The organism is Glutamicibacter creatinolyticus, assembly GCF_006094275.1.
Lineage (GTDB): Bacteria > Actinomycetota > Actinomycetes > Actinomycetales > Micrococcaceae > Glutamicibacter > Glutamicibacter creatinolyticus.
The window spans coordinates 836,808-853,177 of the sequence record NZ_CP034412.1; the positions used below are offsets into that span (position 1 = coordinate 836,808).

10 protein-coding genes, 1 tRNA gene and 1 pseudogene are annotated in these 16,370 nt (G+C 67.6%); 4 read left to right on the forward strand and 8 right to left on the reverse strand.

The window, feature by feature from the left end:
* Positions 1-12 precede the first annotated feature (12 nt).
* The 3 genes from GcLGCM259_RS03835 to GcLGCM259_RS03845 all read right to left on the reverse strand — a co-directional run bounded on the left by GcLGCM259_RS03835 (position 13) and on the right by GcLGCM259_RS03845 (position 3,254).
* A complete protein-coding gene (locus tag GcLGCM259_RS03835; protein WP_138925822.1) occupies positions 13-1,011 on the reverse strand; it encodes an LLM class flavin-dependent oxidoreductase in 999 nt (332 codons plus the stop codon).
* Between the two features lie 159 nt (positions 1,012-1,170).
* Positions 1,171-2,796, reverse strand: coding sequence for a DUF5671 domain-containing protein (locus GcLGCM259_RS03840; RefSeq protein WP_138925823.1), 1,626 nt, complete (start codon positions 2,794-2,796; stop codon positions 1,171-1,173).
* The gene (locus tag GcLGCM259_RS03845; RefSeq protein WP_138925824.1) at positions 2,796-3,254 is read right to left on the reverse strand and encodes a hypothetical protein; all 459 of its coding nucleotides are present in this window, start codon (positions 3,252-3,254) and stop codon (positions 2,796-2,798) included. The genes GcLGCM259_RS03840 and GcLGCM259_RS03845 overlap by 1 nt, the downstream gene beginning before the upstream one ends.
* Before the next feature lie 103 nt (positions 3,255-3,357).
* Between GcLGCM259_RS03845 and dusB the strand changes: the two genes are divergently transcribed.
* From dusB to GcLGCM259_RS03865, 4 genes are all read left to right on the forward strand, one after another.
* Positions 3,358-4,551 carry a tRNA dihydrouridine synthase DusB gene (gene dusB, locus GcLGCM259_RS03850; protein ID WP_246049750.1) on the forward strand — a complete coding sequence of 398 codons (1,194 nt, stop codon included), beginning with the start codon at positions 3,358-3,360 and terminating at the stop codon, positions 4,549-4,551.
* A 39-nt stretch (positions 4,552-4,590) separates the two neighbouring features.
* Entirely contained in the window at positions 4,591-5,877 is a 1,287-nt protein-coding gene (locus GcLGCM259_RS03855; protein ID WP_138925825.1) for a deoxyguanosinetriphosphate triphosphohydrolase, read from the forward strand.
* Positions 5,878-5,954: 77 nt separating this feature from the next.
* Positions 5,955-7,835 carry a DNA primase gene (gene dnaG / locus GcLGCM259_RS03860; protein ID WP_138925826.1) on the forward strand — a complete coding sequence of 627 codons (1,881 nt, stop codon included), beginning with the start codon at positions 5,955-5,957 and terminating at the stop codon, positions 7,833-7,835.
* Between the two features lie 54 nt (positions 7,836-7,889).
* Positions 7,890-7,962: transfer RNA gene (locus GcLGCM259_RS03865), tRNA-Asn, on the forward strand.
* A gap of 182 nt (positions 7,963-8,144) precedes the next feature.
* Here GcLGCM259_RS03865 and GcLGCM259_RS03870 read toward each other — a convergent pair.
* From GcLGCM259_RS03870 to GcLGCM259_RS03890, 5 genes and pseudogenes are all read right to left on the reverse strand, one after another.
* Positions 8,145-9,242, reverse strand: a complete 1,098-nt coding sequence (locus tag GcLGCM259_RS03870; protein WP_138925827.1) for a pyridoxal-phosphate-dependent aminotransferase family protein — start codon at positions 9,240-9,242, stop codon at positions 8,145-8,147.
* A 130-nt stretch (positions 9,243-9,372) separates the two neighbouring features.
* Positions 9,373-11,786: pseudogene (locus GcLGCM259_RS03875) on the reverse strand (GNAT family N-acetyltransferase).
* A 10-nt stretch (positions 11,787-11,796) separates the two neighbouring features.
* Entirely contained in the window at positions 11,797-13,197 is a 1,401-nt protein-coding gene (locus tag GcLGCM259_RS03880; protein ID WP_138925828.1) for a lysine N(6)-hydroxylase/L-ornithine N(5)-oxygenase family protein, read from the reverse strand.
* The gene (locus GcLGCM259_RS03885) at positions 13,194-14,714 is read right to left on the reverse strand and encodes a pyridoxal phosphate-dependent decarboxylase family protein (protein ID WP_138925829.1); all 1,521 of its coding nucleotides are present in this window, start codon (positions 14,712-14,714) and stop codon (positions 13,194-13,196) included. The genes GcLGCM259_RS03880 and GcLGCM259_RS03885 overlap by 4 nt, the downstream gene beginning before the upstream one ends.
* A 281-nt stretch (positions 14,715-14,995) precedes the next feature.
* A complete protein-coding gene (locus GcLGCM259_RS03890; protein ID WP_138925830.1) occupies positions 14,996-16,333 on the reverse strand; it encodes an MFS transporter in 1,338 nt (445 codons plus the stop codon).
* Between the last annotated feature and the right edge of the window lie 37 nt (positions 16,334-16,370).

Below are 16,370 nucleotides of genomic sequence, written 5' to 3' on the forward strand. Positions count from 1 at the left end.
TGGGCCTGGGCGCTACTTCCAGCCGAGCTGGCGCACCACCTGGCTCAGGTTCGTCATGACCTCTTCGTTGTACTCCACCCCCAGCTGGTTGGGCAGGGCGAAGAGCAGGTAGTCGGCCTCGTTCATGGCCGCATCCCGGTCGAATTGTTCGGCCAGCTCATCCAGCGACCCGGAATAGGTTGGTCCGGAGCGGGCCCGGCGTCCGTCGAGCACGCCCACCGAGTCCCCGGCCTCGCGCCGCCCGAAATACAGTTCGTCCAGGTCGGTGATGACCGGGAAGGCGCTGCGGGTCACCGCGGTCATCCCGCCGGTGCTGTGCCCGGAGTCCGCGTAGGACTGCCGGTACTGCTTGAGCTGATCGGCCTGGGTCAGGTGGAAGGGGCGCCCGTCATCCTCCAGCAGCAAGGTGGAGGAGAGCAGGTTCATGCCCTCCTGGCCGGTCCAGACGCCCGAGCCGATGGTCGCCGCGCCCCACCAGATCCGGCTGCTCAGCCCCGGGGAGACCGGCGCGATCGGCACCAGCTCATCACCCTGGCTGGGATGGGCGATGCCCTGCCCGGCGATGGCGGTGCGGAAGCGTTCGGCCCGTTCCCGGGTGTTCTGCGACCAGTCCTGCCCCTCGGGCAGCTCGAAGCCGAACTGCTGCGGCCCATCCACGACGGCAGAGGGCGCGCCGCGGCTGATGCCCAGCTGCAGGCGGCCATTGGAGACCGCGTCCACGATCCCGGCCTCCTCGGCCATGTACAGCGGATTCTCATAGCGCAGGTCCACCACACCGGTGCCGACCTCCAGGGTGGTGGTGCGGGCGGCCATGGCCGAGAGCAGCGGGAACGGTGCGGAGAGCGAATGGGCGAAGTGGTGCACGCGCACCCAGGCGCCGTCGAAACCGGCCCGTTCGGCGGCCTGCGCCAAATCCACCATCTGGCGCACCGCGGCCGGGCCGTCGGGCACCGGCGAGGTGGTCGAGCCGCCCCAATGGCCGAAACTGAGGAAACCGATCTTCTTGGTCATCACATCTTCCGTTCGCTGATCAACCGCTCCGGGCGGGCTGTCACTCGGGTTAAGCTCTTTTCACCCAAGTTTCATTCCTGCCTAGTCAACTGACGATTGCTTGTGGAAGATCGACGTGAACAAGGTGAGCGGCGCCGCATCCGGGCCGTGGTCCGCCACCTAGTGAAGGGGGATGAGGCGCGGCTCGGCCCCCTCGGCGATGACCAGCACGCGGGCCGTGTCCTGCGGCAGGCGCTGCAGTTGCTGCACCAGCAGCGGCAGCTCCGGCACCGACGCGGCCGGAAGACTCTGGCGCAGGTGCTGGACCGGCAGCCCGGTCGCGGCCGCCAGCTGTTCGGCCAGGGCGGCGTGGGCCGCATCGGTGACCAGCAGCACGGCCGGGGTGCGTTCCGCCGCCGGGGAGGGCGGACCGGCGGTGCCATGCGCCAGGGCTTCCCGGTCGGCGCGCCACAGCGCGAAGTGGTAGGCGAACACCGCGGCGGTGGCCAGCAGCAGCCCCAGCGGAGCCCGGATCTCACCGAGCAGGCTCGTCCCGGACGGCCCGGTGCCCAGGTAGTAGTCGAAGATCTGGTACACCAGGGCCAGCAGCGCACCGAGCGCCACCACGGCGCTGGCCCCGAAGAACACCACCAGGTACACCTTGCGGGCCTCGGAGTCCACGGCCCGGCCCGGACGCCAGTAGAACAGCCAGGGGAGCAGCCCGCACAGCAGCAGGGCCAGGCCGACCCGCAGCAGATCGGCCGGATGATTGCCGGACAGGGAGGGGGAGAATGTGGCCAGCAGTGCATTGATGACCATCCCAAATCCGGTTGCCGCGACCGCCAGGCTGATCCCGGCCAGCACCTGGCGCCCGGCCTCGCGCAACCGTGGCGTACCGGTGCCCAGCACCCCGGCCAGGTACGCCCACACCAGGCTGCCGGAGAGGGCAAACCCGGCGGCGACCGGCAACCGGTCAGCCAGCCGGTCGGTGAACGTATCCAGGTGCAGCGGCAGCAGCACCTCCACCACGAACACCAGCCCCAGCAGCCCGGCCAAAAACGCCGCGGCCACCCCGGCCACCAGCATCACCTGGGCCAGCGCCCCCGGTTCGACGCGCACGCCCAGCCCGAACCAGTGCCAGGCCCACGCCACGGCCCCCAGCAGCACCCAGACCCCCAGATTCGCCAGTTGCGCCAGCGGACCGGCGGAGGGCAGGAGCTCACCACCGCCGGAAGCCCCCAGCGCGGCCACCGCGGTGCGCAGCAGCGAGGCCAGGCTCAGCGCCGCCACCAGCAACACCCAGTAGCAGCCCACCACCCAGCCCAGGGAAGGCAGCCGGGTCGGGGCCAGCCGCGCGGAGCGCAGCACCCGGTGCTGCCACATCCACAACAGCCCCCAGGCCGCGGCCGTGCCCACTGCGGACTGCCAGCCCACCGTGCTGCCCCCGGCCAGGCGGCCCAGCAACGTGCACAGCGTACTGAACCCGATCCCCAGGCCCAGCAGGTAGACCAGGGCCGCCTGGATCGAGTAGATCAGCGACCCCGCCTGACCGGCGGCCAACCGCGGGACCAACGCCCGCCACAGCACCCAGGCCAGCGGACCGGCCACCACGGTGGCGGCCAACGCCATCGGCAGCGCACCGGAATCGGCCTCCGGGGCGCCGGCCATGGACAGGGCGGAGGAAATCAGTGCCGCCAGCCCGGAGGTGAAGATCATCAACAACACAAAAAGCAGGCCGTGCATGACCAGGGCCCGCACGGTGCCCACGGTGCTGCGCGGCGCGGCAGCCAGGGAGGTGGCCATCATCAGTACCCCATTTCCTCATCCGTGCACAACGCCACAAGCCACGGCGCCAGGCTGACCTTCCAGACCCCGTCCTGGCGGGTGAGCTGGAACTCATCCTCGTAGCCGCCCACCCCCAGGGACAGGGGTCCTTCCAGGTGCAGCATGTTCATCCGCACCCGCACGGTCGCGGTGGAGCCGGTGGTGGAAGCGGACACCAGCTCCATCCCCACCTCCTGCAGCCCCTGCCCGTCGTTGCAGGCCCGCTGCCCGGGCTGCACGGACAGCCGGTGCACCTGCTCCCAGTCACCGGCCGAGTAGGCGTTCAGGTAGGACTGGGTGGCGGCCTGCGGCGAACCGGCCGGTAGCTGGGCGCCGCCCGGGCGCAGCAGCACCAGGCTCACGGCGGTGATCAGCACCACCGCGCACAGTCCTGCCAGGACCCACACCAGCCGTCGCGAGGAGGCGGCAATACTAGTCATGACCCAATTCTGCGCATCAGCGGGTGCGAAGGCCAGCCCGGGGTGGTCTCGGTTTGATGAAGATCTCAGCCCACCACGCCAAACTTTTTGGGATAATGGTTCGGTGACCCTGCTATCCGATACCCCCGCCGTGCCCCAGACGCCCACCAAACTCGAGCTGCCGCCCCTGCAACTGGGCAAGCACACCATCGAGACCCCGGTGGTGCTCGCCCCCATGGCCGGCATCACCAACCGGGCGTTCCGCCGGTTGTGCCGCGAATACGGCGGTGGAGTGTATGTCACCGAGATGGTCACCGCCCGCGCCCTGGTCGAGCGCAACCAGGAGTCCATGCGCATCATCTCCCACGACGCCGACGAGCAGCTGCGCTCCATCCAGATCTATGGGGTGGATGCCAAGACCGTGGGCGCCGCGGTGCGCATGGTCGTCGAGGAGGACCTGGCCGACCACATCGACCTGAACTTCGGCTGCCCGGTCCCCAAGGTGACCCGCAAGGGCGGGGGAGCGGCCCTGCCATGGAAGACCGACCTGTTCACCGCGATCATCGCCGCCGCCACCTCCGAGGCCGCCAAGGGCGAGATCCCGCTGACCATCAAGATGCGCAAGGGCATCGACGAGGACCACCTGACCTACCTGGAGTCGGCGAAGATCGCCCGTGACCACGGGGTCGCGGCGGTGGCGCTGCACGGGCGCACCGCCCGCCAGCACTATTCCGGCCGCGCCGACTGGGAGGCGATCGCCACCCTGCGCGAGGCGCTGCCCGATGTGCCGGTGCTGGGCAACGGGGACATCTTCTCCGCCGAGGACGCGGTGGCGATGGTGGAGCAGACCGGCATCGACGGGATCGTGGTGGGCCGCGGCTGCCAGGGCCGGCCCTGGCTGTTCGGCGACCTGCAGGCCGCCTTCGAGGGCCGCGCCGACCGGTTCCGCCCGGGCCTGCGCAAGGTCGCGGACACCGTCTACCGGCACGGCGAGCTGCTCACTGAGTTCTTCGAGGACGAGGGCAAGGGCATGCGCGACATCCGCAAGCACATGGCCTGGTACTTCAAGGGCTACCCGGTGGGCGGGGAGATCCGCTCCGCCCTGGCCAAGGTCCCGACCCTGGCCGAGCTGCGCGAACTGCTGGACTCCCTGGACCTGGAGATGCCCTACCCGGGCGCCGACGCGGAAGGCACCCGCGGCCGGGCCGGGCACCCGAAGAAGACCCACCTGCCCGAGGGCTGGCTGGAGAGTCGGGAAATGGATGAGAAGCACAAGGCGATGATCGCCGCGGCCGAATTGGACATCTCCGGTGGATAACGCCCGGGGTGCCGACCAAAACTCACTAGACTGGTTTCCATGACCGAACTGCAGGGATATACCGAAGCTGATCAGGAGCGTTGGGTACCGGAACCGGCCAAGAAGGCCTACCGCACCGCATTCGAGCGGGACCGCGCCCGGGTGCTGCACTCTTCGGCCCTGCGCCGGTTGGGCGCCAAGACCCAGGTCGTCGCCCCCTACTCGGATGACTTTGTGCGCACCCGACTGACCCACTCCCTGGAGGTGGCCCAGGTGGGCCGCGAACTGGGCGCCGCGCTGGGGTGCGACCCCAACGTGGTGGACACCGCCTGCCTGGCCCACGACCTGGGCCACCCGCCCTTCGGGCACAACGGCGAAAAGGCGCTGAACGAGCTGTCCACCGGCATCGGCGGGTTTGAGGGCAATGCGCAGACGCTGCGGCTGCTGACCCGGCTGGAAACCAAGACCTTCCGGCACAACGGGGCCAGCGCCGGGCTGAACCTCTCCCGCGCCTCCCTGGACGCGGCCTGCAAGTACCCCTGGACCCGGGACACGGCCCCGCTGCGCCACGACGGCAAGCCCACCGCCAAGTTTGGGGCGTACCTGGATGACCTGCCGGTGTTCAACTGGCTGCGGGAGGGCCCGGACACCGTCCCCGGCCAGGTGTGCATGGAGGGCCAGGTGATGGACCTGGCCGATGACATCTCCTACTCGGTGCACGATGTGGAGGACGCGATCGTGGGCGGGAACCTGCAGCTGCGCTGGCTGCGCCACGCCCGCCAGCGCGAACAGGCCCTGGAGGTCACCCGCCAGTGGTACCTGCCCGGCACCGACCTGGCCGACATCGAGGCGGCCCTGGCGCGCCTGGAGCACACCGCCGAATGGGTGCCGCACGCCGACGGGTCGCGCCGTTCGCTGGCCGCGCTGAAGGACATGACCAGCCAGTTCATTGGCCGCTTCTGCCAGGCCGCGATGGACGCGACCCGCGCTGAATACGGCAACGGGGCGCTGACCCGCTATAACGCCCAGCTGATCGTGCCCACCGAGACCGAACACGAGATCGCGGTGATGAAGGGGATCGCGGCCACCTATGTGATGACCGACACCGAACGCCAGCCGCTGTACGCCGATCAGCGGGCGCTGCTCACCGACCTGGTCAACCTGCTGATGGAGACCGAGGAGAAGTACCTGGAGCCGATCTTCGCCGCGGACTGGCGCGACGCGGCCGATGACGACGAGCGGCTGCGGGTTGTGGTCGACCAGGTCGCATCGCTCACCGACGCGTCGGCCAAGGAATGGCACGCCACCCTGGTCAAGGGCGAAAGCTTCAACGAGCGCCTGTTCTAGCGCTCGGGAATGCGGCGTCATCCACAACGCGTTGACGCCAATAAGCAGGCGGGTACACCGCCTCTAGAGTGAGGGTCATGGCAGGGCTGATTAAACGCGAAGACATCGACGAGGTGCGCAACCGCACCGACCTGAAGGAGGTCGTCGATTCCTACGTCACGCTCAAATCCGCGGGCGTGGGTTCCTTCAAGGGGCTGTGCCCCTTCCACGATGAGCGCACCCCTTCCTTCCACATCCGCCCGCAGCTGGGCACCTTCCACTGCTTCGGCTGCGGCGAGTCCGGGGACGTGATCGCGTTCATCCAGAAAATGGACCACTCCTCGTTCACCGAGACCGTGGAGCTGCTGGCCGGGCGCATCGGCTACGAACTGCATTATGAGGACGGCGGCAGCGGGCCGCGCCGCGAGGAATACGGCAAGCGCCAGCGCCTGGTGGACGCACACAAGGTGGCCGAGGAATTCTTCCGCACCCAGCTGGGCACCGAGGAGGCGGCCACGGCCCGTGACTTCCTCACCGGGCGCGGCTTTGACGCGCAGGCGGCGAACCAGTTCAGCGTCGGTTACGCGCCCAAGGGCTGGGACGGGCTGCTCAAGCACCTGCGCTCGAAGGGGTTCCGGGATGAGGAGCTGAAGCTCACCGGCATGTTCTCCGAGGGGAACCGCGGCCTCTACGACCGGTTCCGCGGCCGGCTGACCTGGCCGATCCGGGACCTGGCCGGGGCCACCATTGGCTTTGGGGCGCGCAAGCTCTACGAGGATGACCAGGGCCCGAAGTACCTGAACACCCCCGAAACCCAGCTGTACAAGAAATCCCAGGTGCTCTACGGCATCGACCTGGCCAAAAAGCGGATCTCCAAGAACCGGCAGATCGTGGTGGTGGAGGGCTACACGGACGTGATGGCCTGCCATCTGGCCGGGATCGATACCGCCGTGGCCACCTGCGGTACCGCCTTCGGCACCGACCACATCAAGATTGCCCGCCGGCTGCTGCAGGATGACGGCACCGGCGGGGAAGTGATCTTCACGTTCGACGGCGATGAGGCCGGGCAGAAGGCGGCGCTGCGCGCCTTCGAGGAAGACCAGCGCTTCATCGCCCAAACCTATGTATGCGTCGAACCCACCGGGGCCGACCCCTGTGACCTGCGGGTGAACCGCGGGGATGAGGCGGTGCGGGAACTGATCGAGCTCAAGCGCCCGCTCTTTGAGTTCGCCATCCGCGCCGAGCTGAAGAAGTTCAACCTGAACACCGTCGAGGGGCGGGTGCAGGCGCTGCGCAAGACCGCACCGATCGTCGGGCAGATCCGCGACTCGGCCATCCGCCCGGCCTACGCCCGGGAACTGGCCGGCTGGCTGGGGATGGACAACGAGGATGTGAACCGGGCGGTGCAGGCCGCGATCCGCCGGGCCCGGCTGCCGCGGGCCGCGGACCTGGAACCGGTCCCGGCCCAGAACGGGGCCACGGCCACCGAACCCGGCCAGCCGGCGTTCGAACGCCCCGATCACCGCGACCCGGTGGTGCGCCTGGAACGCCAGGCCTTGGAGGTGGTGATCCAGCAGCCCGGGCGGCTGGGCAACGAGCAGTGGCAGGCCTTCTACGAGGCCCGCTTCATGGCCCCGGCCCACGCCGCGGTGCATTCGGGGATCGTCGCGGCCAGCTCCGCCGGGGCCTCTGCCAGCGCCTGGGTGCAGGTCATCCGTGACGAGGTGCCCGAGCAGCTGCGCTCCCTGGTCTCCGAGATCGCGGTGACCTCGATCCCGGCCTCCGATGAGGACAGCCTGGCCCGCTACTGCACGGACATCATCAACGGGCTGATTGAGCTGCAAATCACACACCGCAAGGCGGAGCTCATCGGCCGGCTGCAACGGGCCGAGCTGGACCCGCAGGGTGAGGAATACAGCCAGATCAACCGCGAGTTGATGGAGCTGGAGATGCGGCGAAGGATTCTGCGCGGGAACTGAGCGGCCGATTTTGGCTTTTCGAATCCGCTCGGGTAAAGTTAAATCTCGTTGCAATCCTCCATAGCTCAATAGGCAGAGCATTCGACTGTTAATCGAAGGGTTGTTGGTTCAAGTCCAACTGGAGGAGCTCACAAGGTCCCGGATCCCATGGATCCGGGACCTTTTCCATGCCCGGGCATCCCTTGGACGACCCCATCGAGGACCGGTGATCCGAAAGTTCTCCCCCAAAAAGGCCCCGCGCACAGAACAAGCGCCCGGCCCGGACCCGGGAAGGGGTCCGGACCGGGCGCCGCCAGGAGGAGGAAGTGGCTAGGCCTTGTCGATGGCTTCGCGCAGGGCCGCCAGCAGCAGCGCCACCGAGCCCGGGTTCGCGTTCGGGCCCATCAGGCCGATGCGCCACACCGAGTCGGCGTACTTGCCCACCCCGGCGCCGATCTCGATGTTGAAGCGCTCCAGCAGGTACTTGCGCACCCGCGCCGAATCCACGGTCTGGGGAACCTTCACGCTGGTCAGCTGCGGCAGGCGGTGGCCCTGGGCGGCAAACAATTCCAGGCCCATCTCCTGGATCCCGTCCTGCAGCGCAGTGCCCGCCTCCTGGTGGCGGCGGGTGACGGCATCCAGGCCCTCTTCCAGGATGCGGTTGATGCCGGCCTCCAGGGAGGCGACCATCGCCACCGGGGCGGTGTGGTGGTAGGTGCGCCCACCGCCGGTGGACCCGGTGGTGTAGCCGCCCAGCAGCCCCAGATCCAGGTACCAGGACTGCGGGCGCTCCACCCGGCGCTCGAAGGCGCGCTCGGAAATGGTGAACGGGGCCAGGCCCGGGGCCACGCCAATGCACTTCTGCGATCCGGCGTAGCCGATGTCGATGCCCCACTCATCGGCCAGCACCGGCATGCCGCCGATGGAGGTGACCGCGTCGGTGATCAGCAGGGCATCGCCCTTGATCGCGCCCAGCGCGGCGATGTCCGAGACCACCCCGGTGCTGGTTTCCGCGTGCACCGCGGCAATCACCGCCGGGTTCGGGTGCGCATCGGCAACCCGCTGGGCGTCCACCGGCGTGCCGTACTCGTGGTCAACGCGCACCACCTCGGCGCCCACCCGGGCGGCGACCTCGCACATGCGTTCCCCGAACAAGCCGTTGACCGCGATCACCGCAACATCCCCGGGGCGGATGGTGTTCACGAACGCAGCCTCCATACCGGCCGAGCCGGTGGCGCTCAACGGCAGGGTGCGCCGGTTCCCGGTTCCCCACAGGGTGCGCAGCCCGTCGCACACCCGGTCCATGCGCTCGATGAACAGCGGGTCCAGGTGACCCAGCAGCGGAAGACCCAGGGCGGCGGTGGCCTCCGGATAGGGGTTGCACGGGCCGGGACCGAACAGGTGGCGGACGGGAACCAGGTTGCTCATAATTGCTCACTTTCGTCGAGGGGTTGGCGCACCTGGTTCCACCCTAGGCGGAAGTGGGGGCGAAGTGAAAGCTAGCTCACACCCGGCTGCCGGCAGCACCGCGCCGGGCCGCCACCCGCGCCCCTGCGCGCTAGCTTGTCCCGGCCAGGTGCTTGTCGCACAGCGTTCGCCTGGGCGGCACCGCCGGATCCCCAAACCCGGACAGCGGGTTCTGTAGTTCTCCGGCATAGAGCAGCCCCGAGGACTGGTCGCTCAAATCCAGCATCTGCTGGTTGTTGCGCAGCTGCAGCCGGTTCAGGCAGGAGAGCGGGAACGCTTCGGTGAACAGTCCCAGCGCGTCGAAGTGCTGCGCCTGGGCCGGGTTCTCGCGTCGGTAACGCAGCAGCCGTTCGGCCACCAGCGCCCAAAACTCCTCCTCGGCCAGCAGCCCCTCGGCATCCAGCAGCGGAGCCAGGAAGCGGAAAAGGAGTCAAAGACGTCGGTGAACACCGAGAGCACCGGATCCCCGCCGGTACGCACCCGCCGGATGTGCTCGGGCAGCTGCACCCGGTCGGAGAGCACCGCGATCTCCTCACCCAGGTCCTTGAGCAGCACCTTGTCCACCGCCCCGTCGCGCAGCACCAGGATCACGTTCTCCCCGTGCGGCATGAACACCAGGTCGTAGGCGGCCAGGCAGTGCACCAGCGGGATCAGGTAGGCGTCCAGGTAGCGTTCCATCCAGGTGCGCGCCGGCAGCCCGCTGCGCCGGATCAAAGCCCCAACGAAGCTGTGGCCCTGCCCCTCAACATGCAGCAGGCTCGCCATGGTGGCCAGGTTCTGCCCCGGTTCCAGTGCCTCCAACGGGGATTCACGCCACAACGCGGCGAGCATCTTGCGTTGCGCGGCGCCCGGGGTGGTGGCCGCCTCGTACTGCCGGTTGCGGTAGCCGACCGCCGCGACCTCGCGCAGCAGCCCCACCGGGGCGTCGCGCAGGAACTCATCGGTGTCGAACAGCTCCTGCAGCCATTCGTTGATCGCCGGGGTGACCTGCATGTAGTCGGCGCTCAGTCCGCGCATGAACCCCATGTTCAGGATCGACATCGCCGTTTTCACATAGTGGCGCCGCGGGTGGCTGAGGTTGAAGAACGTGCGGATCGACTGCTGCGGCTGGTAGCGGTCCGCCCCGTGGCCCAGCCAGAGCAGCTCACCACGGGCCACGTCGTTGGCGAACGTGGTCGCCAGGCGGTGCTCCCACTGCCAGGGGTGCACCGGGATCAGCAGGTACTGATCCGGGTCCCGATCGGTGCCGGCCAGCAGGTGTTCCAGCTGCCCGCGCAGCCTGCGCAGCTCCGTCGCGCCCAGCTGCTGGCGCAGCAGGTGATCCAGTGCCTGGACCTGGGGCTGTGTTGCACCAAGGTGGGTGAAGGTGGCCCGGTTATGGTGGGCCGCCACCCAGCCCAAGGGGGTGTCGGCCCCGGTTTCCGGGGCATAACGCAGATAGTCCCCGCGCCCCACCCCGATGCGTCCGTTGTTGGCCACGAAGCACGGGTGCCCCTCGGTCATCGCGGCCTCGATGCGCTGGAAGGACTGGGCGGGGGTGCCGGCGAACTCGGCCAGCTGCCCGCTGTCCTGCTGCGCGTGCTGCTGCTTGTAGCAGTGGCTGGCCAGGGTGCTGGTCAGCTCCTCCACATAGGTGGGCAGCTGCTGGGGGCTGAGGGTCAGCTCGTGGGCGAACACCGTGACGAAGTCCAGCACGTCCACGGTGTCCGGCCGCCACGCCTGATCGGTGAACACCCAATGGCGCAGCGAAGCCGGCTGCACCTGCCAATGCTCCAGCAAGTAGTGGCGGGCCTGGAATTCGTAGCGGTGCCCGTGCCCCTCAACCCGGTAGCGGCCCTCCGGCAGCGGTTGCGGGTGCAGCAGCCGTTCATGGCTGAACTCGCCAATGGCCTTGGCCAGCAGGTGGTGGTGGGCCTGCTGCCAGTGCCCGGGCCGCAAATGCCCGGGGGAGGGGACCAGCCCGGTGGCCTGTTCAAAGTCGGCCCGGGTGCAGAGCGAGAGCAGTGCGTGCTTCTGCGACCCGTCCGCTTCGGTGAGCCGCACCTGGCCCGCCGGGCGGAACCCAACCCGGGCGTTCAGTGCCTGGATCGGCTTGTTGGCCAGGTCGGGTTCCACCACCACCCGTTCGGTGCCCGGCCCGGTGAATGCGTGGGCCAGTGCGGCGGTCATCGCCGCCAGCGTGAAACCGGGTTCTGCCGCGGCCGGTGGGGCGGGGACCAGCAGGTGCAGTCCCACATCCCCGGGCACCACGTGGTAGGCCTCGGCCAGCGGGGAGGTGGCCGGGTCATAGAGCTCGACCAGGAAGCGCGGTTGCCCGTCCCGCTGCCCAAGCAGCACCCGGTAGTCCTTCGTGGCTAGCAGTTGGCGGTATTCCTCCTGGACCCGTTGCCTGCTGGCCCCGGTCAGACCCCAGAAACGGGCCTGTTCGGTGCTCACCCAGCGGTGCAGCAGGGCCGCATCCTCGGGCAGCCGCAACGGGCGGAAGCTGAAATCGGTGGCGTTCATCGTCTGTCTCCTAGTCCTTCAGCACGGTGTTGGATGCTTCCCGGTGTTCGGTGGGCAGGCCTTCGAGCCCGGCGGCCCCAAACCGCTGGAACGCGATGCGCTGCTCCACCGGGTAGGCTTCGCGTCCGGTGATCCGGTTCAGCAGCACCGAGTTGCGGTATGCGCCCATGCCCAGGTCCGGGGCGGTGAACCCATGGGTATGCAGTTCGGCGTTCTGCACGAAAATGTCCTGGTGCACGCCCACCGCATAGTTGCGGTCCACATCCAGCCGCCCGTCCGGCAGCCGGCGCAGCCGGGAGTCGATGCCGGAGAGGAAGTCCGGGGCCCCGGTGCGGTAGCCGGTGGCCAGCACCAGGTGGTCGGTGCCAAAGCGCAGCTGACGGTGGTCATCCTCGTGGCGCAAAGTCACCTGCAGTGCGTCTTCGGCGGTGCCGGATCCGGCCTCGATGGCGGTGGCAGTGCAACCGGTGCGCAGATGCACCGGCGGACGGCCGTGCACGCTGCGCTGGTAGAGCTGCTCGTGGATCTCATCGATCAGGTCGGCGTTGATGCCCTTGTACAGTCCCTTGTGCCGGGCGGAGAGTTCATCGCGCCGGCGCATTGGCAGGGCGTGGAAGTGGTCGATGTACTCCGGGGAGGTCATCTCCAGGGTGAGCTTGGTGTACTCCAGCGGGAAGAAGCGGTTTGAGCGGGTGGCCCAAACCAGGTGGTCCTCCTGCGGCAGGTGCTGCAGCAAATCCAGGAAGATTTCTGCCGCGCTTTGACCACTGCCCAGTACCGTGACGACCTTTGGGCGCTCGCCGTCGGCGCTGAGCAGCTCCGGGCGGGAGAACACGTAGCGGCTGCTGTGCACCAGCCGCCCGGTCGCCTGGGCGGCCTCGTTCGCGATCGGCGGTACGTAGGGCTGGGAACCGGTGCCGATGACCAGCCGGTCGGCGCTGATCGTGGTCATGCCGCGATTGGTGAGCACCAGCAGGAGGTAGCGGCCGTTGGCGTAGCTGGCCTGCATGACGCGGTGGCCAAAGCGCACGCTGGGCAGCTCTTCGGCGGCCCAGGCCAAATAGTTGCTGTATTCGTTGCGCAGCGCGTAGAAGTTCTCCCGGATATAGAACGGGTAGATCCGCCCGTGCTGCTTTAGGTAGTTCAAGAACGAATACCGGCTGGTCGGATCCGCCATGGTGACCAGGTCCGCCATGAAGGGCACCTGCAGGTGCGCCCCCTCCAGCATCATTCCCGGGTGCCAGGCAAAATAGTCATCGGCCTCCAGCACGGCCAGGGACAGATCCTGCAGGGGTTCGGCCAGTGCCGCGAACCCCAGGTTAAAGGGTCCGGCCCCGATGGCCACGACGTCGAAGTGTTCTGCCGGAGTGCGGGATGTCCCGGAAGCGCTCTGGGCTGTGTGCTTGGTCATGGGCGTCCTTTCGCGAAGTTCTCGGCGAGCAGCTCGTAGCCGGCCTGGCAGATCAGGTCGAGGATCTCCTCCAGGTCCCGCACCGTGGTGTTGGGGTTGAGCAGGGTCAGCTTCAGCAGGCGACGCCCTTGCACGGTGGTGGCGGCGACCATGGCCTGGCCCCGCTCGTACAGCCGCTGGCGGATCGCGTCATTCAGCGTGTTCGCGTGGTGTTGGGGCAGCGGCTCGGTGGGGTGGTTGAAGCCAAACACCACCGTGCTCAGCTGCACCGGTGCTTCAAGGCGCAGCTCGGCGCGCACCCCGATCAGCTCCTGCGCTTCGCCCGCCAGCTCAATGACCCGGTCGAACATGGTGCCGATGGCTGACGCGCCGATCGTGCGCAACCCCACCCAGAGCTTGAGCGCGTCAAACCGCCGGGTGGTCTGCAGCGACTTGTCGACCTGGTTCGGGGTTTGCGCCGCGGCGGCCCGGGGGTTGAGGTAGTCGGCGTAGTGCCTGATGGAGTCAAAGTCCGTCCCCTCGCGAAGGACCAGCGCACTGGAGCCGATGGGCTGAAAGAAGGACTTGTGAAAGTCCAGTGTGACCGAGTCGGCCTGCTCGATGCCCGCCAACCATTGCCGGTGGCGCGGTGATACCAGCAGACCGCAGCCGTAGGCCGCGTCAACGTGCAGCCAGGTCCCGAACCGGCGGGCGAGGGCCGACAGATCCGAGAGGGGGTCGATGGCTCCGAAGTCAGTGGTGCCAGCGGTGGCGGATATCGACATCGGCAGCAGTCCGGCGGCCACGTCCCGCTCAATCTGCTCGCACAGAGACACACTGTCCATGCGGTGGCGGGCATCGGTGGGGATGCTGCGCACCGCGTCCTGTCCCAGGCCCAGCAGCATGGCGGCATTCGCGATGCTGAAGTGGGCGTCGGCGGAGGTGTAGATGCGCAATTGCGAAAGCCGGTGCGGCAACGGGCCGTCCAGACGGGCCACTGCCCGATTCCGCGCAATCAGCATCGCCTGGACGTTGGACTGGGTGCCGCCGGAAGTAAAGATGCCGTCCGCCCGTGAGACAGCAAATCCGATGAGCCCGGCGCTCCACTGCACCAGGCGTTGTTCGATCAGGGTTGCGCCGGCGCTCTGGTCGAAGGTGTCCATAGACGTGTTCAGGGTGCTGACGAACGCCTCTGCGGCCACCGACGGGATGAGCACGGGGCAGTTCAAATGCGCGGCGTACTTCGGGTGGTGGAAGTACACGGCATCACGCAGGTACAGCTCCTCCAGTTCGGAAAAGACCTCAGCGCTGGAACCCAGCGGTGTTTCCAGGTCAACGGCCTCGATGCGTGGTGCCAAGTCGGTGGGGGAGGGACCGGTGGTGGGGGAATTGGCCTGTTGCAGTTGGCGTGTGGCCCGATGAAGCGCGTCTTCGGTTTCCTCTCGGAATCGCGTCGCGGTGGCGCCGCACAGCAGCGTGTCCTCGGGCGTGGTCGGTTGCCGCCGTTGTGGCCGCAGAGTCTGAAGGGAGGTGCCCATGGCGTAGTCCTCAAGTTGATTACATGATGTTTGGTCAGGCTTGCCTAACGGGAACTTATTAACATCACAGCTAGGTAACGTATTGCAAATTCGGTGCAGATCAACTCGAAATCGTCTCGGAGTTTTCTGATATTTACACCAAGGAAGAATGCAGTGATTTATGATGCCCGTCACCAACGGCATGAAGACCGTAATGTGAAGCTCCCACGGCTCTGCCGCGACTGCGAAGCCATTGATGCCCAGGGTCTCAACGAGGGCACTGCGGCCTGTTGGATTCGGTGTCAGAGCTCAGCGGGGGGAGTGCGCAAGGACCCTCTCCGCAGCAGGAGAAAACTCAAAGTGCCCACGGCGCACAACAGACACCAGGACAGCAAGGACGCCCAGATTCCCACGGTTGAGCCAATTGCGCCACCCGCCAGGGAGCCGACTGGCACCGCACCGAAGGTGAACAGGCGCCGGGCGCTGCTGACCCTGCCCACGAACGCCGGGTCAACGATCGTCGTCACCCACGACATGCTGGCAATGTTGAAGATGACCAGTACCACGCCCCACAGCAGAGACTGGGTCAGCAGCAACGCCAGGGACACGTAAGGCACCGTGAAATAAGAGGTGAACACCAGCCCTGCGAGCAGGAGCTGGAAGAATCCGGTCAGCACCGTCAAGCGAGGCAGCGCCACGCGCTGCACTATCCGCTCCGAAAAAGCCGCGCCCAGCAAGCCGCCCACGGCCCCGAACGCGGTAATCACGCCAAACCACTGCGGTCCCAGCCGAAGATGGCGCAGGATCAGGATTGACTCAACAGCCGCACCCACCGCCAAGCCCGCATTGCACAAGGTCACCAGGGCCGTGACCGCCAGCAGTCGCCGATCAGCAAACAGCAGTGTCAGTCCGCTGCGCCAATTGCCCTGGGGCTGCGGGCGGGGCGATTTAATCGAGGCGCCGGAGGCCGAACTATGGTTGCGGATGGGCTGGGCCAGCAGAAGCGCGGCGGAACCCAGGCCGGCAGCCAGGGCCATCAGCGTGCTGGATCCCAGCTGGCTGATCAGCAGTCCAAAGAATGCGGGAATGATGATGCTCAGGGCCTGGTCCGCGGCGGTAAGCCGGGCGACGAGCCTGGTGATTCCGCTCGTCGACTTCGTCGGATCATTGAGCCCGGGCACCGCCGAGATCTGCGCGGTTTCAACCACCAGGGTGCCCAGTCCCATGACCGTGACCAGCAGCAGGACGGCGGGCACGGTCAATTGGTTGGTGGCCAGCAGCAGGGTCAAGACCAGGAGCAGGGCAAGCTTTCCGGCCAACCCCACGCGCAACCAGCGCAGGGCGCCGTGCCGGTCCACCAGATGTCCCACCGGGATCGCTGCCACAACAAACGCCACCGATCCAAGCGCGTTGAGCACGCCGATCTGAAAGGCGCTGGCCCCCAGCGTCGTTACCAAGACCAGGTCGATAATGAAGTCGGCCGCAGCCCGCCCTGCCGCATCCGCGGAGTTGGAGGAAAGCAGGAATCGCTGCGAACGGGCCAATTGTTCAGTCATTTTCCTGCCTCCTTCCTTCCGCCTCGTTACAGTCTTCTTCAGCCAAGCCGCCGGTCCTTTGGAGATTACCAGCAGGTCATCCACCGGACTGGATAAAACCCCTACTCGTTGCGCAGACAGT